We start from the raw sequence: 18,566 nt of genomic DNA, 5'->3' as shown, positions 1-18,566 counted from the left end.
TCGGCGGCTCTGGAAGGCGGAGGGGCGTCAGCGGCGCAGTTCGGCGACGAAGTCGTAGAAGTCGTTGTGGCAATAGGTATCGGTGAGCTCGATCGCATTGCCATCGCGGGCGTAGCCGACCCGCACCACGTGCAGAATCGCCTCGCCGGTTTTCATGCGCAGGTGCTCGGCCAGCCGCGCCGGCAGGTTGATGGCGCGGAAGTACTGCAGCGCGCGCACCACTGGGGTGCCTTGCGCATCGAGATAGCTATAGAGCGAATCGCCCACTTTTTGCGGATCGGGGACGATGCGCTGCGGCAGCACCGCACGTTCGTAGGCCATCACCCGGTCGTCGGCGCTGCGCAGGCGCGTCAGCGCGGCCACCGCCGCATCAGGCGACAAGCCCAGGCGCAGGATTTCCTCGCCATGGGCCGGGCGCAGCCGCTGCTCCAGCCAGCGCGTGCCGGGCGTATAGCCCTTGATGCGCAGCGTCTCGCTGAAACTGGTCAGGCCACTGAGCTGGTGCTGGATCTGGGTGGTGACGAAGGTGCCAGCGCCCTGGCGGCGCGACACCATGCCCTGTTCCACCAGCACGTCCACCGCCTGGCGCAGCGTCACCCGCGAGATCTGCAGGCGCTCGCACAGATGGCGCTCGGCGGGCAGTGCCTCGCCGGCCTTCCAGTGACCATGGCGAATCGCCTCGCTGAGCTTGCCGGCCAGCTGCAGGTACAGCGGCGTCGGCGCCGAGGCATCGAGCATCAGCGCCTCCAGCCTCGCATCGATGTCAGGCGCAGCGTCGGTCATGCCCGTCCGCACAGGGAGTGGATTCGTTATGTCCAATATATTACCAATTGTCTTGGTGTGCACCTGCTGCATCGGCAAGCGTTCCGGCCAAGCCTCAGAGCCGGATATACCAGCGCCGGCGGTCCATCCACCAGGCCAGCAGCCAGCACACCGCCGTATACGCCACCGCACACAGCAGGCTGCCAAAGGCGCCCGGCGCGAGGCGCTGGAACAGGTTCACGCCTATCCAGTCGTAGAGCCCCTGCCCGGGTGCGACCCGGACCAATTGCAGGGTGACGACCAGCAGCTCGGAGAACAGATAGATCGCCAACGGGTTCTTGCCGAGCACGGTGAACACGCCGGTCCCGGCGCGGTGACCGCGCACTTCCAGCCAGACCACCAGCGCGGCCAGCAACAGCAGATCCAGACCCACCGTGAGCAGCACGAACGGCCCGGTCCACAGCTTCTTGGCGATCGGGAACAGCGGCGCCCACAGCAGGGCGCACACCACCAGCAGTGCACCGCAGGCCAGCATCCAGCCCGCCGCACGCGCAGTCTTGCCGGCGTGGCGCAACCACACACCAGCCAGATAGCCGGCCAGCACATTGGCCGTGGCCGGCAAGGTGCCGAGCAGTCCTTCCGGATCGAACCCGCCGTCCTTGCGATACAGGTGCGCCGGTCCCAACAGCCACAGGTCCAGCCGCGTACCGGCATTGCCCAGTTTGTCCAAGGGTTGTCCGGGTGGACCGAAGATCCACAGGATGGCCCAGTACGCCAGCGGCAACGCCAGCGCCAACCACGGCAGCAGCCGCGTCGGCAGGTAGCGAACGGCCAGGGCCGCAAGCAGATAGCACAGCGCGATCCGCTGCAGCACGCCGAGCAGCCGGGTCTGCGCGAACGGCTTGAAGACCCAGTCGCCATCCACCTGCTGCACGAACGGATACCAGTACATCAGCACGCCACACAGGAAGATCAGCGCAGACCGTTTGCCGACCCGGCGCAGGAATACCGATTCCTCGGTGATGGGCGGCGCGAACGCCAGCGCATTGCCGGTGACGAACAGGAAGGTGGGGAAGACCAGATCGGCCAACGTCAACCCGAACCAATGCGCATGCGTCAGTTGCGCGTAGGACGGCGCGCCGGGGCCCGGCGTATTGACCAGGATCATCAGCAGGATGGTCGCACCACGCAGCACGTCCAGCGACAGGAAGCGCGTACGCGAAGCGGCGCTGGCAGCTGCCGGAATCGTCATGGCGCGGCCTTGTCGAGCAGACCAAGCAGCGCCCTGCTGGCGGCCGGCACATCCACCGGACCACCGGCGGGCGGAACCTCGGGCCGCTGCACCCAGGCCTGCTCCCATTGCCGCAGTGCGCGCATGGCCTGCGCCTCGTCGGTCTGGCGGCCGGCCGCCGCGTCGCTGCGCAGGCCCTGCAGGAACTGCTGCCAGCGCGGCAAGTAATAGCCGGCGATCATGCCGTTCCAGGCCTTGGACGCATAGTCGGACAGATTCCCCTCCCCGCCCCAGACCGTGACCTGCGCGCGCGCAGCGGCAAGATAGGCAGCGCCTGTCTCCGCATCGCCATCGGCATAGTCGCGCGCCTGCGCCAGCCAATCATGCAGGCTGTCGCCCCGCCCGGCCAGCAGGGCATCCACCGCCGTTGCGATCGTCTGCACCTGCGCCACTGCCGCATCGCCGTCGGCCAACTCGCCGCTGCGGTAGGCGCGCACGGCACGCTGCAGCAGCGCATCCAGCCGCACCAATGCGTAATGGCCGGCGTAGTCGGCCAGGTCGTGGTCGAACAACGGCGCAGCGCGGTACTGCGGTGCCAGCGTCAACAACTGCTCGATGGCACTGCGCAGCTGCGCCGCATCGCCCGGCTCGCTGCCGAAGTCCACGATCTGTGCCGTGGGCCGTTTGAACAGCAGATAGGCACCTGCCCGCTTGTTCCACCAGCGGCTTTCCCAATAGCGCACGCCATAGACGCCGCGCTGCAAGGCCGGCCAGGCCTGCGCCAACGCGGGGCTGCCGGCGCCGTAGCGGGCAGCGGCATAGCGCGCGAACCACTGCGCCGGATCGGTGCCAGCATTGTCCCAGGCCAGGTCGTACAGGTACTCGTAGACCAGCGAATTAGTGTCCAGGCCTTCGGGGAACACACCGAAGCCCTGCAGCTTCCCACGCGCAGGGTCGGCCAGCAGCGCGGCAAGATCGCGCTGATAGAAGGCCAGGTCGCCATACACCGGATTGCTGCCGCCATAGTTATGCACGTAGCCATAGATCCAGTGCTTGTTGTCGAACGCCGCAGCGGCCTTCCAGGTGCCCGGGTAGCGGTCGTTGCCGATATCCAGCACCAGCAGATGCGTGTCCGGCACCTTGCCGAGGAATGCGGCGATCGCCTGCGGTTGCCAGAACTCCCGATCGGCGCCGAACAGCCAGCCCTGCATCACCCAGGTCGCACGCGGATTGACCTGCGCGATGGAGTGATAGATCGCCTGGCCATAGGCAGCCAGCCGTGCATCGCGCTGCGCAGGCGGCACCGCCTTGGCGCGGGCGGCCTCGCTGTTGGCGGTGCTGTCGCCATAGCTTGCCGCGGCGATATCGCTGCCGTCGTCGGCCACCGGCGGCAGCATCTCGTTGAAGGCATCGGCCAGGTAGAACTCGCCGCTGCCGTAGGTCTGCGTATACAACTGCAGGAAGCGCCGCGCGATGGTGGCGAACAGCGGGTCGCGCGGATCCAGCCAATAGGTCTCGTGAAACCCTTCCCAGGCGCGCATGCGATAGATACGCGCCTGCGGATGCGCCTGCGCAAACGCCTTGGGCACGTAACCGGCGAACGCCGGCAGCACCGGATGCATGCCCAGTTCGCGCATGCGTGCCAGGATCTTGACCTGCAGCTCGCGCTTGCGATCGATCCACGGCTGCGGCAATGGCGCGCGATAGCCTTCGATATTGCCCATGCGCTGCCACGGCGCGAATGGCGGCGCGGAAAAGGTGTCGGCCAAGGCCTGCTCGGGGACACCGAACTCGCGCCACAATGCCTGCCACACCGCCTCCTGGCCTTCCATCGCCAATGGCATGTCGATACCGTGCAGCGCCATCCAGTCGATCTCGCGCTGCCAACGCGGCCAGTCCCAGAAGGGCGTGGTGTAGCCATAGGTGCAGGGATTGAGATAGGCACGATGCGCGAACGGCGTGCGAACCTGGCCGCTGCGATACGCCGGCCACTGCGCCGGCAGCGCCACGCGATCGCCTTCCCAACTCGACGCTGCGGCACCGATCTGCCCGAGATAGGCATAGGCACCGCGCGACAAGGCCACCGGCGAGGACCCGGCGATCCGCACCGTGTCGCCACCGGCGTCGACACGGTACCAGTCGCCGTCCTGCTCGGCCGGTGCCAGCTGCAGCTCGAACTGCGCCGCACGCGCACCGATGAACCGCTGCAACACTGCCTGCGCGGCGGGCGCGGACGGCGTGGCCGCCAATGCCAGCTGTGGCAGCAGCCACACGAGCATCCCCACCACACCGAGACGGCAGCGGAACAGCACGGACGAAACGGATGACGCAGCCATCATGAGCGATTTCCATAGTGCACGGTGACGATGTCGTGGAAGCCGAACGGCTGGTCGGCCGCCACCTGCAGCACCACCGCCACGGTCCGTGGCCCCGACCCTGGCGGCAGGGGAAGCTGTAGCGGCTCGCCGGCACGCGCGCGCGCGACCGCGTGGCCGTCGAGAAACACCTGCGCCGGTCCGCTCAAGCGGCCCAATGCCAGGACGCCGCCGCGCGCCTGCACGCCCTGCCACGGCGTGAACACGCTACGGAACAGCACATAGCCGGCGCGTTCCGGCGCCACTTCCAGCGTGCCGGGCCAGGTATTGCTCCAGCTGTTGTTGTCGTTGGGCTGGCGCGGAAGATCCGGCGATGGTGCCTGTGCAAAGGCCGCGGTATGACGCCAGCCACCGATCACCATGGCCGCATCCGCCACGTCCACGACCGGCGGCAATGCAACCGCAGTCCGCGCGACAACCAGCCGGCCTGCATGCAGGCCAGCAGACCGGGCCGCGACGCGCAGCGTACCCGCACCGCGCCCGGCCTGCACGATGGCCTGCGCCAGACCGTTGAACAGACGCACCTGGGTGGCCTGGTCGGGATCATGTCCGTTGGGATCGCCATTGCCGACCCCCAGCAATCGCCCGCCCTCCACGTCCAGCGTCAACAGCGCATTGCAATCGGGTACGTGGCGACCCTGTGCATCCACCGCCTCCAGCGTCACCGGCACGGCATCGCGGCCATCGCCACGCAGTTGGGGGCGATCGGCGCTCAGGCGCAGCGCTACCGCCGCCCCGGTGGTTTCGACGCGGGTGCGGGCCACCTCCTGGCCATCGCGCCATGCCACCGCCTCCAGCACGCCGGGCGCATAGGCCACCGACCAGGCGTTCATCTGCACCCGATCCACCGCTTGCCGGCCGAGCGAGCGGCCGTTGAGCCACAGTTCCACCTGCTCGGCGTTGCAGAACGCCATCACCTTGATCGATTGCCCGTCGCGTCCTGGCCAGTTCCAGTGCGGCAACACGTGCAGGACCGGCTCGGCCTCGATCCACAGCGCACGCCGCAGCCAGTACGCCCCCTTGGGGAATCCGCATTGATCGAGGATGCCGAAGAACGAGGCCACCGATGGCCATTCGAACGGCGTGGGCTCGCCGCGGTAATCGAAACCGGTCCATACGAAGCTGCCAGCGACAAAAGGGCGCTCGGCAATCAACTGCCAGGCGCGCCGATGGGTGTTGCCCCACTCCGCGGCAAGGCTGTCGTCCTCAGCCACCACATGCGCCGGCAGATCGGTGAACCAGGCGCCACGGGTCTGGAAGGCGCTGGTGTCCTCGCTGGACAACAACGGCGTGTGCGGCCGTGCGGCATGCACGCGGTCGTAGTTGAACTGGCGGTAGTTGAAACCCAACACGTCCACCACATCGGCCGCGCCCTGGGCAGACAACATGCCGTCGTTCATGCCGGCGGTGAGCGGCCGGGTGGGATCGAGGGCGCGCACGGCGGCTGCGGCACGTGCAGCGATCGCCTTGCCGGTGGTGGTCCCCTGCAATGGCTCCTCGTTGAACAAGGACCACAGAAACACGCTGGGATGATTGCGCTGGCGTCGCACCATGTCGCGCAACAGCGCAAGGCCATCGGGCGAGGCATTGAACAGGCGATTCTCTGCCATCACCAGCATGCCGAGCCGATCGCAGGCCTGCAGCAGCTCCGGCGCCACTGCATGATGCAGGCGGATCGCATTGCAGCCCATCGACTGCAGCCGTTGCAAGCGGAACGTATGCAGACTGTCCGGCATGGCCACGCCCACGCCGGCATGGTCCTGATGCAGGCACACGCCCTTAATCTTCAGCGGACGACCGTTGAGGAAGAAGCCCTGCTCGGCATCGAAGCGCAGGCTGCGGAAGCCGATCTCGCACATGGTGCGATCGCTGCCGTGGCGACTGCTGACGCTGGTCAGCACGCGGTACAGCCGCGGTGCGGCCAGGTCCCAGCGCTGCGGCTGCGTCACCGACAGCGTCACTTGCGCCTGCGCACTCGCAAACGCGTCCACCGTGACCTGCGCCTGGCCGCGGGCAATCACGCGATCGTCAGGATCGCGGAGTTCCACCGCCAACTCGCCAACCGTGGAGGTTGCGTCGCTGTTGACCAGCTCCACCGCCACCGGCACCTGCCAGCGATCGTCCGGACCTTCGCGCGGCAGCACGGCCACGCCATCGCTGGCGATATGCAGTGGCGTGCGCACCACCAGCCAGGTGTGGCGATAGACGCCGCCGCCCTCGTACCACCATCCGTCCATTGCTTCGGCATCGACGCGAATGGCGATGGTGTTGATGTCCTGGCCGTAGCGCGCGATGGCGGTCAGATCGATCGCCAATCCGTTGTAGCCGCTCCAGCTCCGCGCCATCAGCATGCCGTTGACCCACACCGTGGCGTGGCTGGAGATGCCGTCCAGCCGCAACTCCACCGCGCGACCACGCCAGGCTTCGTGCAGCCGCAGACTGCGCCGGTACCAGGCGATCCCGCGTGGCCGGTAGCCCTGCGCGATATTGGCGTTGGGTCGTACCGGCTGCTCCACGACGAAATCGTGCGGCAGCTGCAGTTCGCGCCAGCCACTATCGTCGAAGTCCGGCGCGGCCGCTCCCCTGGCCCGGCCGGCCTTGGCGTTGTCGTAGGTTTCGTCCTGCCCCAGCAGTGGCGGTGTCGGCAGGTCGCCGAGATGAAACCGCCAGCCCGCATCCAGATCCAGCCAGAGTCCGTCACCGGCCGCCAGCGGCACCGATGCCGACCCCGCCGACGCCGGTATCGCACCGCTGTGCGCCGCCATCGGCCCGGGTAACGCAGCGCCGGCCAGCAGCGGCGTGGACGCCCCGAGCAAGGCACCGCTGCAGGCGCCGCCGATCAGGAACTCACGCCTGCGCATCGGCGTCCCCGGCGGCAGGCCGGCTGTGCTGCCGCATCAGAGGATGTCCCACTGCATCGACAGGTAGTAGCTGCGTCCGGTCACGCCCGTCATCTGCCAGCGGCTGGGAATGTCTTTATAGGCTTCTTCGCGGCGGTTGGTCAGGTTCAGTCCGCCCAGCTGGAAGCTCAAACGGTCGCTGGCCTGGTACCCCAGCACCGCGTCGAGCTGGGTGCGCGCACGCATGACATGGCCCTCGCGGGCGAAGAAACTGTCGCTGCTGTCCTGCTCGTACTCACTGCGATGGTTCAGGGACACGCGCGCCGAGAAGTGCGCATTCTCCCAGTAGCCGGTGGCGTTCCAGGTCTGTTCGGAGAGATTGCGGATCTTGAAGGCGGTATCGCGCTGCGGAATCACCCGGGTGAAGTTGGCATTGACGCCGAAGCCGTCGATCGGCAGCCAGGCATCGAACGACTGCGTCCATCCCAGCTCGTAGCCACGCAGCTTGACCTTGCTGGGGTCGTTGAAGGTGCCGGTGATCTCATAGATATTGCCGCTGGCATCCACGCAGTCGCCGGCTGCATTGCCGGACAGCGCCGTGCCGTTGAACGCGCCCGGACAGACGATGCGATTGAAGGTCCCGTTCTTGATGTTCTTCCAGAAGCCCGCCACCGTCATCGCACCGCCGTTGCCGTAATACCACTCCAGGCCCAGATCGGCCTGGTCGGCGGTCAGCGCCTTCAGGTCGGTCTGGCCTTGGGTGACGATGTAGGTGGTGGTGCCGCCGGTATTGGTGCCGGTGGAGACCGTCGAGGCGATGGCGGTATTGCTGTCCAGGATCGGCCGCACCAACACCTTGGCCGCGGCAAACCGCAGCAACAGGTCTTCACGGATGTCCAGCACCAGGTTCAGGCTCGGCAACCAGTTGGAATATTCGTACGGCGCGCGGGTCGTGCCGATCGCCTCGTTGGCATCATCGCTGAATTGCGAGGCCTGGGTCAGATAGGTGCGCGTATCGCGGCGGGTGTTCTCGTAGCGCAAACCGGCATTGCCGCGCAGGCGCATAGTGCCGATATCGCCGTCGATCTTCAGCATCGCGTAGGCCGAGGAAATATCGTTGGTGATGGTGTAGCTGCTTTGCGGCGCGAACAGGATCGGCACCTGGATGCCGGAGGCAGCCAACGAGCGCGCGTAGGCATCGATATCCGGCGCCACCCAGCTGTCCTGCGAAGCGAGCCGGCCATCGATGAAATTGCGCACCGAGCTGCTGGCGGCCGACAGCTCCGGAAACATGTCGTAGCCGGAGACATCGCCGCGCTTGATCAGGTAGAGGAAGTCGCGCCGCCAGACATTGCGCTCGAAGGTTTCGCGGCGGTATTTGGCGCCCAGCTTGAACGCCGCCAGCGGACCGATGCCGAGGTAGCGCCCAGCGTCCAGTTGCAGCGACCACTCCTTGTTGCTCAGCGCCTGGATGGCGCCATTGGGATACTCGTCGCGCACCAGGTTGGACTTGTTCCAGGCCGAAGCATCGTTGGCATCGGCATCGGTGACCAGCGAGATCGCATCCGGATTGGAGGTATCCAGCAAGGTCGCCGTTGGCTTGCGTCCCAGGATCACCGCACGTTCGTTTTCGTTGGTCTTGCCCTGGGTGTAGTTGGCGACGCCGCCGAGGGTCCAGCGCTCGCCCTGCCATTTAAGATCGTAGGTCAGCAGCCGGGTGGACAGATCGTGCTGCTCGCGCTGGCGGTTGTTTTCCAGCCAGTAATCGGATGCCGACACCTGCGTGGCGGTCAATCCATCTCGCTGCAATACCGTCAACGGACTCTGCTCGAACGAATAGACCAACTGGTTCATGTCGTTGTCGGTCTTGTCCTGCGAATACAGCGCAGTGAGATTCATCTCCAGGCGATCATTGGGCTTCCATTGCAGGCCGCCGTTGAACATCGCCCGGTCGGTGTCGCGCTGGATCGAGCGATAGCGCGGCCGCCGCGGGATGTACAAGGTGCCATCGTCGGTCTGCTGGGTGTACCAGCGGTCGATCCATAGATAGTCGGCACGGTCCTTGAGCTTCTGGTAGCCGCCACTCAAGAACACGCCCAGGGCGCCATCGCCCAGCTTGAACTGGTCGATATAGGTCAGCACGCCCTTGGGCGTAGGCGCGCCGCCAGCGAATTCGGAATACTGTTCCTTGGCCGAGAACAACAGCTTGGGCTGGCGGTAATCCAGCGGCTTGGTGGTGTTGATATTCACCGTGCCGGACAACCCGCCGGCATCCATGTCCGATGCCGGCGACTTGATCACCTCGATCGCCGCGGCCACCTCCGGCTGGATGATGTCGTAGCGGAACCCATCGGTGAAGTCCGCGCTCTTGATCGCCTGGCCGTTGATGGTGGTGGCAGCGTATTGCGGCCCCAACCCGCGCACGCTGATGGTGGAGCCACGTCCGTTGATGGTGGAAATCTGCACGCCGGGAATGCGCTGGATGGCCTCGGCGATGTTCTCGGCGGGAAACTTGCCGATGTCCTGCGAGGAGATGCCATCGGTCATGCGCACATCGTCGCGCTTATTGTCGAGTGCGGTGATCAGGCTCTTCTGGTAGGAACTGGTGACCTCGACCGTATCCAGCTGCGCGACCGGCGGCGGCGCGGCCTCCTGCGCCTGGACCTGCGGACCGATCAAGGCCAAGGCAATGGCCGACGCCAGCGTGGAAGGGAACCGATAGCGCGCACTACAGGGAACGACACGTGGCATGGGAACGATCCTGGTTGAAGTGACGAAACGCACGACGAGATGCCCGTGGATCGAACGACGCGTAACGGCGGTGCCCGTTGGCGCGCACTCGCCCGCCGCCGCCGCTTGCGCGGGACGTTGCATTTGCGGGTGTTGACAGGGTTTCCGCGGCTCCCGCGGAGACACGCACGCCGGCCCCCTGCCGCGCCGTGCGCCACCTATCGTTCGATCCTGCGGCCCTGCTGGGTCAAGACCAATGAAGACGATTCGATTCTTATGGTCTTATGAAGATCATGTCAACCAAATCGTATGACGACGCCAATCAGCGCCTAAGTCCGGTGCTATGCCGCAAAAAAGGGCCGTGCAATGCATCATGTTGGTGCGACCGTCGCTAGCGTTGTCAGCCACGCTACTTTTCTTTCACAGACGTCGGTAATACCAATTTAAGGATGTTGTCTCGCAAACGCATCGGTACGCCTGCGCAGCGCACGCACGAGGACTCGCCGCTACAAAGCCGCCGCATTCGCGGCTAGACCACCCGGTCAGGCACGAGCAGGACAACGTTGTCATGACCCTGCTGCGACACAAGCGACCTGGAGCGCGTACACCGCAGTCCAGACGCGACTGCAGTGCCGCCGCCGCCCCGCCATGGGGCAAGCGCGGAACCAGGTCTTGTCGGCTCGCTGGAAGCAACTGCGCAAAACGTGCGCACCCAGAAGCGAGCCAGCATGCGTCATCCAGGCGCTGGGGCTACAACTGCCCCTGATCCGTACGCATCCAATCGCGCGTTTCAGTCGGGACAAAGCCCAGCAATTGCAGACCCAGCAACAGCGAGGTATCGCTGCCCGGTTCGATGCGCGTGCGCCACTGCCATCGCCCATCACGCCAAAGTCGCAGTTCCGCATCGACCCGCACACCCGCCGGCAACTCGCTGTCGGGCGCCAGGCGCAGCAGCACGGCGTCATCGACGCAGCGCGGATGGCCGCGCAGTTGCAACGGCAACAGTCCCGCCGCCTCGCCCGCCGCGGTAGGCAACACCTGCAGCACCACCTCACCGCCGACCTGTGCACAGCGATCGGCCTCGAAGAGCGCGCGCAGCGCGCGCAGATCCACCGCCAGGTCCAGCATCGTCAGCCCCTGCGGCTGTTGCAGCAGCCAGCGGCCGCTGGCCTGCGCCAGCCCGCTGCGCCGGCCCTGCACCAATTCCGCACCACCGCCAGCAGAGGTCAGCCGCAGCCAGCGTTCCCCGCGTATCAGCGGCCAGGGTTGCAAGCGCACACCCACGTCACCGACGGCAAGCGCTCCCCAGCGGACGTCGCGCAGCATTCCGTCCCAGATCGAGCCCTGCACTTCCAGGATCGTGACGGGCAGTGCCTCGGTCGGTAGCAGTAACCGTAATGGCAGGGTGGCGATCACCACGCTCAGCAGCACGACGATCAACAGCGACAACCAGCGTACCGCCCTCATGGCGCAAGCCCCTCGAAGCGGCAGCGCACCTGCAATTGGCCATCGCCACGCGTCAGCTGCAGCGTGACCGGTGCAATCCCATGGCTGCGCCGCAGCTGCGCGAACCAGGCAAACAGCACGTTGCCCGGCACTGCATCGATCTGCAGATCCAGCACCCCGACGGCACCGGCATGCTGGCGCGACACGACGATGCCGGCAACGCGTGCGCTCTGCAGTAGGGCATCGCGCGTCAGCATGGCAGGGTTGGCCTGGCGCTGGGCGCCGCGTGCCATCAACAGTTCCTGCGCGGCGGTGTCATAACGTGCCTGCGCAGTCCGCTGCCACTGCCGCAGTGGCGCCACCAGCGCGTACCAGCCAACGAAGGCGAGCAGCGACATCGTCATGACCGCCAACAGTACGCGCTCGCGCGCGCTGCGTCCGCGCCCTGCCGCTTGCACACGGTGCAGCCACTCTTTCATCGCACCGGCTCCAGTTCCATCGCGGTCGCTATTCCGTCCTCACGCGTCTGGCTGTCGCCGGCGCGTGCCTGCCATCCAGCACTGCGCAAGCGCGTGGTCAGCTGTTCCAGCTCGGCCGCATCGCGGTGCACCACCGTGACACGCAGCGGCGCGGATTGTCGATAGTCGAGCGTGTCCAGCTCGATTCCGGGCACCGCTTCTGCCGCAGCAAACACCGTCTCCAGTTGCGCAGCGAATCGTTCTGCCGCGCTACCCGTCATACCAGTCGGCGCAGCAACTGGATTGGCATGCTCGGTGCTGCGCAAAGCGGCGACACGGCGCTGCAGGACCTGGGCGCCGATCTCGTAGCGCAGCGTCTGGGCCAGCGACAACAGCAGCGGCGACAGGATCAGCAGCGCCAGCAGCCAGACCGCGCGAGGCGACAGCGTGCCGTCGGCAGGCGCTGTACGGCGGGCAGCACCGGACGGGCGCAGGTCGATCGGCAATCCAGCGAGCTGGCTTGCGAACTGCGCGATGACAGGGTCGGGAGCGGCGTCGGGCAGCGGCTCGACCCATGCCGTGGATTGCCTGGCCAACAGTTGCCGCATTGCATCCGGCTCCAGACTGCACGCCAGACCTGGAGCACGCAGTAGCCAGCGCCCGTCCCAGGCCAGCAGCGTTGGCGTGCCCGCGTCCGACGCAGCTGGCAGCAACAGACAATCCGGCACGACCGCATCGGGCACCACGCCCAGCGCAGCGGCGCGCGTCAACCATTGCGCCATCGTCGCCGGCGCCACCACCGCCACCAGACGCGTGCCATCGTCTTCCAGCGTCTCGGCGATGCTCACCAGCGCCTCTTGGCTATCGGCCGCCAGATATTCGGCCACGTGCAGGCGCGCGGCGGCAAGCAATTGCGCACGACTGCGACCGGGCAGACGCAAATAGCGCAGATGCACCTGCACGCCCGGCACGACCAGCACGCTGCGCGCCGCTGCTTGCAGCGGTGTGGTGCATGGCTGCCACGATCGCAGCTGGCCGTGCGCTTCCACCTGCGCGGCGATGGCCGGAGCGGCGGCGTCGGCCGGCAGCACCAGCAGAAGGGTCGTCATTGATCGGGACTCCATTGGCGTGCCACCAGTCGCACCCGACCATCGGCATCCTGCCGCAGTTGCGCCTGCAGCATGACCTGCGCACCGGCATGGTCGACCTGACTGTCGAGGTCGAAATAGGTGGTGCGCAGCGCGACCTGTTGCAGCACCGGATTCGGGAGAGCCGCTTGCACCAGCGCCGGTCGGTTCCAGAACACCGCCGGATCGCGCCAGCCGCCGGCGGGCCGCTCGGCGATCAGGCGACGGGCAGCGGTCAACGTGATCGCACCGCTGGTCAAGGCCACCAGCACCGGCGCATCGTCCACCTGCAAGCTGTTGATGTTGATCGGCGACAGGCGTCCTTCCGGCAACGCACACGCATAGGGCCGCAGCCGCGCGATGGTCGCCGGCGTGTAGCCAGCGATTGCGGCCAACTCACTGACACCGGCCAGCAACGTCGCCCCGCTGCGACGCGGCTGCGCGCTTTGCAGGTAGTGCATGTCCTCGTGGCCATGCGCGCCCGGCAGCGCATCGCTGTCGATCCAGTCGACCAGTGCGTCGGTCAGCGCATCGGCGTGCGCCGGCGCTTCGCCCAGTGCCTGCAGCAACGCCCGGTATTGGCGCGCACCGTCCTCGCTGCGCTGCCATTGCTCGCCGGCCCCAGCCACCACGCTATTGAGATTGAAGCAGCTGCCGCGGTCGCGCAGGCGCACACGCACGGCGCCCTGCTCAAGCGGAAACAGCAGGGGCCGATCGTTCCAGCCGCCGTCCAGCGTGGTCCGCCCCGGTGTGCGGCGCGCCAACGCCTGCAATTGCTGGCGCGCGATCGCTTCGCTGCCGAGCGCATGCCACTGGGCCTGCGTCAGCGCCGCACCGTTGGCGGTGCGGCGCTGGCCAAAGCGCAGGTCGTCGAGCACCGCAACCATCAGCAGCGTCATCACCGCCACCAGCAGCAGCACCGTCAGCAAGGCCGTGCCGCGCTGTCTGGCCGGACCATGCCACGTCCTCATGCACGCCCCTCCGGCAACAGGAAGACCTGCCGCAGATAGCCCCACTGCTCCAACTCCAACTCCAGCGCCACCGCATCCGGCAGCGCCTCCAGCCCACCGCTCCAGCCATCGCTCCACTGTGCACGGTAATGGAAGCCCAGCACTGCCGAACGCACGCCGCGTAGCAGCACGTACGGTGGACCGAGTGCTGCGCCATCCAATGCGGGACGCGTGCGTCGTTCCAAGCGATCCTCGACCAGACGATATTCGACGTACTGCAAGGACGCCCGCGGCGCCTGGTCCGGATTGCTCCAGCCGCGTCGCACGAAGGCCAACAGTGGGCCGGAGCCACCCGCTGCTTCGGCGACGAACGCCGTGCGCGCGGCGTTACCGTCGCCATTGCGCGTGCGCCGCACCGCTGCCTGCTGCAGGTCGCTGCGTAGCAAGGCATGCGCAAGCTGGACCTCGCGCAGCTGCTGCAGCCGCAGCTGGACGATCTCCCGTTGATCGATGCTCTGCCGCAAGATCACCACCGCCGCGCTCGCCACCAGGGCGAAGATCGCCAGCGCCACCAGCAACTCGACCAGGCTGAAGCCACGGTGGCGATCGGCGCTCATTGCACGCTCCGCACAACCTGCAGCTGGGCCAGCTCCTGCGCCTGGCCCTCGGCGTACACCCGCACATCGATGCGCAGCAAGCCGGGCGCGCCTGCGGGCTGGCTCTGACGCTGCCATTGCCAGACGCGCCCGCCAGCGCGCTCCTGTCCCTTGGCGGCAGCGCCCAAGCTGGCCGGCGGCGCCAGCAGCGCCGCGCAGATCTGGTTTTCGGCCACCAGTGCTGCCAGGGTGCGCTCTTCCAGCACCGCAGCGGTCCGTGCGCTTTCGGTCGACAGATTGAGCAGGGCGACCACCGCCATGCCGAACACTGCCAGCGCGACCAGCAGTTCCAGCAGCGAAAAGCCTGCCATCGCGCGGGAATCAGCGCGCCGCCGCATCGACCTGCACCATGCCATTGGCATCGATCTGCAGCGCCACGTGTCGCGCGCCGTCGCGCAGCACTACCCGTTGCGGTGTGGCCGCGCCGGTCGGATCGAAGCGCACGCTCTGTTGCTGCGTGCCCGCCGGCAGTGCGGCCTGGATCCCGTCCGCCCACTGCGCATCGACAAACGGCGGTTCCATCGGCTGCCACCGATCGGCGTGCTGGCGACGGAATCGGTAGCCATCGGCGCGCACGCTCACCTCCACCATGCGCAGACTAAGCACGGCCTCGTCGCGCGCGTGCGCCAACGCGCCGGCCAGCGTGTCGGCCTGCGCGGCCACGTTGGGCCGGCGATCAGGCAGGGTCAGCAGGACCAAGGTGCCGGCCAGCGCCGTGATCACCAACACCATCAATACCTCGAGCAGACTGAAACCGCGCGCACGCGCCAACCGCAACCGGCAGCCTGACAGCGACGGACGCACCGACATGCCGTCCGCTCAGCGCCAGTTGCCGATATCGGCGTTGTCGCCATCGCCGCCTTCGGCGCCATCGGCACCGAAGGAATACACGTCGAAGCCCCCACTGCGGCCTGGCCGGCGGTATTGATACGCATGCCCCCATGGATCTTCCGGCAGGCGACGGATATAGCCGCCCGGGCGGTAGCGCTCCGGCCGGCCGAGCCCGGCAGGTGCGGCCAGCAGGGCCTGCAGGCCTTGTTCGCTGGTGGGATACGCCAGATTGTCCAGCCGATAGGTTTCCAGCGCCTGTTCCAGCACGGCGACATCGGCACGCGCCTTCTCGGCCATCGCGCGGTCTTGGCTGGGCATGACGTTGATCATCACCACCGTGGCCAGCAGGCCGAGAATGACGATGACCACCATCAGCTCGACCAGGGTGAAACCGGCCGTGCGCGCAGGGCGCGCGACGCGATGGCGAAGGGATGCGGTGGGTGGCATGGAGGGTCTCCGAAGCGAGGATGGCGCTAGCCGAGCGCGAGGGTGTTGAACTGCAGGATCGGCAGCAGGATCGACAGCACGATCACCGCCACCACACCACCGAGCAGCACGATGATGGCCGGCTCGAGCAGGCTCATCGCAGCGCTGGTGAAGGATTCGAACTCGCGCTCGAGATAGTCGGCCGCACGCTCGAGCATCGGCGCCAGCCGGCCGCTGTTCTCGCCGCTGGACGCCATGTACAGCAGCGTGGGCGGAAACACCCCAGCGCGCTTCATCGCCGCCGACAGGCTGCCGCCTTCGCGAATCGCCGCCACCATCGCATCGGTGGCCTGCCGCAGGGCGCGGTTGTCCACGGTGCGTGCGGCGATCATCAGCCCTTCCATCAACGGCAAGCCGCTGCTGACCATGATCGCCAGCGTGCGCGCCATACGCGCGGCATGCAGGTCGCGCAGCAAGCGTCCCAGCAGCGGCAGCCGCAACAGGGCACGATCGGCAGCCAGGCGCGGCACCGGCTGTTGCAGCACCCGCGCGGCCACCACCGCCAGCAACACCGCCCCCAGGAGTGCGGGGAGCCCCGCCTGCAGCAAGCCCTGCGACACCGCGATGACCGCACGCGTCAGCCACGGCAGCGCACGCCCCATCGAATCGAACTGGTCCACCACCTTGGGCACCACGCAGGTCATCAGCACGACCACCACCGCCGCGGCGGTCAGCGCCAGCGCCGCCGGATAGACCAGCGCAGACAGCAGTTTGCCGCGGACCTGCGCCTGCCGTTCGAGCAGATCGGCCAGCCGCGCCAACACCTGCGGCAGTGCACCTGCGCCCTCGCCGGCCGCCACCATCGCGCGATACAACGGCGGAAACGCGTTGCCCTGCCGTGCCATCGCATCGGACAGGCGAAAGCCCTCGACCACCTGCGCGTGGGTGTGCGCGGTCACCTGTCGCACGCCACGCCGATCGGCCTGACTGCCGATCGCCCGTAGCGCTTCTTCCACCGGCACCGTCTCCACCAGCGTCGCCAACTGGCGGGTGAACAGCACCAGGTCCTTGTTGCGGAAGCGCGCCGCCCGCACGCGTACGTCGTCGGCAACCGTGGCGGCATCGACCCGCACCGGCACCCAATCGCGCCGCTCCAGCAGGCTGCGCGCCTGCTGCGCGGTGTCGGCGCGGATCACGCCCTGGCGCTGCTGCCCGTGCAGATCGAGCACGGTATAGTCAAAGCGCGGCATGGTCCGGCTCCTGCTGACGGGTCACCCGCAAGGCTTCTTCCAGGGTGGTGAGTCCCTGCAGCACCGCATCGCGTGCGGCATCGCTCAGACGCGGTGCGCGCGCGAACGCGACGGTGGCCAACGCATGCTCATCGGCGTTGTCGCCGATCAGGCGACGCAAGGCCTCGTCCACCACCACGGCCTCGTACAGCCCGACCCGGCCGCTATAGCCGGTGTGCTGGCAGAGTGCGCAGCCGACCGCGACGTAGAGCTGCGCAGGTGCTGCGGTGTCCAGCAGCTGGCGTGCGGCCGCATCGACGGGGCGCGGTGTGCGGCAGTGAGGGCATAGCCGGCGCACCAATCGTTGGGCGAGAATCAGCCGCAGACTGGAGGCCAGCAGGAACGGCTCGATCCCCATGTCGCGCAGACGCGTCACCGCGCCGATCGCATCGTTGGTATGGACGGTGGAGAGCACCAGATGGCCAGTCAGGCTGGCCTGCACGGCAATCTGCGCGGTTTCGCCGTCGCGGATCTCGCCGAGCATCACCACGTCCGGGTCCTGTCGCAGAATCGCCCGCAGGCCCGCAGCGAAGGTCATGCCGACACGCGCATTGACCTGGGTCTGGCCGATGCCATCGATGGCGTATTCCACCGGATCCTCGACAGTGAGGATGTTGCGGGTGCCGTCGTTGAGCAGACTCAGGCCAGCATACAGCGTGGTGGTCTTGCCCGAGCCGGTAGGCCCGGTGACCAGCACGATGCCATTGGGAATCTGCAGGGCCCGCTGCACGGTGGCCATCACCGTCGGCGGCATTCCCAGCTGCGCCAGCGACAGCGCGCCCTGGTCCTTGTCGAGGATGCGCAACACCACCCGCTCGCTGCCACGGGTGGGCAGCGTGGAAACGCGCACATCGAGCAATTTGCCGCCCATCGCCAGCGACACCCGGCCATCCTGCGGGATGCGTTTCTCGGCGATGTCCAGCCGCGCCATCACCTTGACCCGCGACACCAGCAGCGGAGCGATCCGCCCTGGCAAGGTCGCCGCCTCGCGCATCACACCATCCACGCGCAGGCGGACCTGCAGGCGCGATTCGTAGGATTCCAGGTGAACGTCGGAGGCGCCCAGGCGTGCCGCTTCGGCGATGATGCCGTTGATCAGGCGAATGATCGGCGCATCGTCCTGGCTGTCGAGCAGATCGGCGGTGGGCAGCTCGTCGATCAGCGCGTCCAGGCTGCCATGCAGCTCCAACGCATCCATCGGCACGCCTTGTTGCAACCCGGCATCGGCATAAATGCGCGCCAGATGCCGATCGAAATCCGCTGCGGCCAGTGCCTGCACCCGCAAGGGGCGGCCCAGCACGCGTCGCAGTTCGATCAATGCGCGGCCATCGCCGTCCGCGCGCAGACCGACCTCGGGCCCGCTGTCGGCATCGGCCGCGAGCAGCAGCACGCCATGGCGCTTGGCGAACGCATAGGAAATCGACAGGTGCGGGAGCGTCGACATG

At 67.3% G+C, this 18,566-nt stretch carries 15 protein-coding genes; all 15 read right to left on the bottom strand.

Going from position 1 to position 18,566, the window contains the following annotated elements:
- Positions 1-27: 27 nt before the first annotated feature.
- Positions 28-783, bottom strand: coding sequence for a GntR family transcriptional regulator (locus tag CKY51_RS10620; protein ID WP_022971641.1), 756 nt, complete (start codon positions 781-783; stop codon positions 28-30).
- 94 nt (positions 784-877) lie between these two features.
- Entirely contained in the window at positions 878-2,014 is a 1,137-nt protein-coding gene (locus tag CKY51_RS10615; protein ID WP_022971642.1) for an acyltransferase family protein, read from the bottom strand.
- Complete coding sequence (locus tag CKY51_RS10610) at positions 2,011-4,272, bottom strand: alpha-N-acetylglucosaminidase (protein WP_022971643.1); 2,262 nt, start codon at positions 4,270-4,272, stop codon at positions 2,011-2,013. Before CKY51_RS10610 ends, CKY51_RS10615 begins: the two co-directional genes overlap by 4 nt.
- 56 nt (positions 4,273-4,328) lie before the next feature.
- Positions 4,329-7,229 carry a beta-galactosidase GalA gene (gene galA / locus CKY51_RS10605; RefSeq protein ID WP_022971644.1) on the bottom strand — a complete coding sequence of 967 codons (2,901 nt, stop codon included), beginning with the start codon at positions 7,227-7,229 and terminating at the stop codon, positions 4,329-4,331.
- Between the two features lie 36 nt (positions 7,230-7,265).
- Positions 7,266-9,959 carry a TonB-dependent receptor gene (locus CKY51_RS10600; RefSeq protein WP_152249196.1) on the bottom strand — a complete coding sequence of 898 codons (2,694 nt, stop codon included), beginning with the start codon at positions 9,957-9,959 and terminating at the stop codon, positions 7,266-7,268.
- Between the two features lie 729 nt (positions 9,960-10,688).
- Entirely contained in the window at positions 10,689-11,405 is a 717-nt protein-coding gene (gene gspN, locus CKY51_RS10595) for a type II secretion system protein N (RefSeq protein ID WP_022971646.1), read from the bottom strand.
- A complete protein-coding gene (gspM, locus tag CKY51_RS10590; protein ID WP_022971647.1) occupies positions 11,402-11,863 on the bottom strand; it encodes a type II secretion system protein GspM in 462 nt (153 codons plus the stop codon). The genes gspN and gspM overlap by 4 nt, the downstream gene beginning before the upstream one ends.
- On the bottom strand, positions 11,860-12,951 hold the full coding sequence (gene gspL / locus CKY51_RS10585; protein ID WP_022971648.1) for a type II secretion system protein GspL: 1,092 nt from the start codon (positions 12,949-12,951) through the stop codon (positions 11,860-11,862). Before gspL ends, gspM begins: the two co-directional genes overlap by 4 nt.
- Positions 12,948-13,940, bottom strand: a complete 993-nt coding sequence (gene gspK, locus CKY51_RS10580) for a type II secretion system minor pseudopilin GspK (protein ID WP_022971649.1) — start codon at positions 13,938-13,940, stop codon at positions 12,948-12,950. The genes gspL and gspK overlap by 4 nt, the downstream gene beginning before the upstream one ends.
- A complete protein-coding gene (gspJ, locus tag CKY51_RS10575) occupies positions 13,937-14,536 on the bottom strand; it encodes a type II secretion system minor pseudopilin GspJ (protein ID WP_022971650.1) in 600 nt (199 codons plus the stop codon). The genes gspK and gspJ overlap by 4 nt, the downstream gene beginning before the upstream one ends.
- Positions 14,533-14,913 (bottom strand): type II secretion system minor pseudopilin GspI, encoded by a 381-nt coding sequence (gene gspI / locus CKY51_RS10570; RefSeq protein WP_022971651.1) that lies wholly within the window; start codon positions 14,911-14,913, stop codon positions 14,533-14,535. The genes gspJ and gspI overlap by 4 nt, the downstream gene beginning before the upstream one ends.
- Positions 14,897-15,352, bottom strand: coding sequence for a GspH/FimT family pseudopilin (locus tag CKY51_RS10565; RefSeq protein WP_022971652.1), 456 nt, complete (start codon positions 15,350-15,352; stop codon positions 14,897-14,899). Before CKY51_RS10565 ends, gspI begins: the two co-directional genes overlap by 17 nt.
- Before the next feature lie 42 nt (positions 15,353-15,394).
- The gene (gene gspG / locus CKY51_RS10560) at positions 15,395-15,853 is read right to left on the bottom strand and encodes a type II secretion system major pseudopilin GspG (RefSeq protein WP_022971653.1); all 459 of its coding nucleotides are present in this window, start codon (positions 15,851-15,853) and stop codon (positions 15,395-15,397) included.
- Positions 15,854-15,879: 26 nt separating this feature from the next.
- Positions 15,880-17,082 carry a type II secretion system inner membrane protein GspF gene (gene gspF / locus CKY51_RS10555; RefSeq protein WP_152249194.1) on the bottom strand — a complete coding sequence of 401 codons (1,203 nt, stop codon included), beginning with the start codon at positions 17,080-17,082 and terminating at the stop codon, positions 15,880-15,882.
- Complete coding sequence (gene gspE / locus CKY51_RS10550) at positions 17,069-18,565, bottom strand: type II secretion system ATPase GspE (protein ID WP_022971656.1); 1,497 nt, start codon at positions 18,563-18,565, stop codon at positions 17,069-17,071. Before gspE ends, gspF begins: the two co-directional genes overlap by 14 nt.
- Between the last annotated feature and the right edge of the window lies 1 nt (position 18,566).

The organism is Xanthomonas maliensis (genome assembly GCF_009192945.1).
GTDB lineage: Bacteria > Pseudomonadota > Gammaproteobacteria > Xanthomonadales > Xanthomonadaceae > Xanthomonas > Xanthomonas maliensis.
Note: the sequence above shows the minus strand (reverse complement) of the source record. Positions and strands in the feature narration are given on the sequence as shown.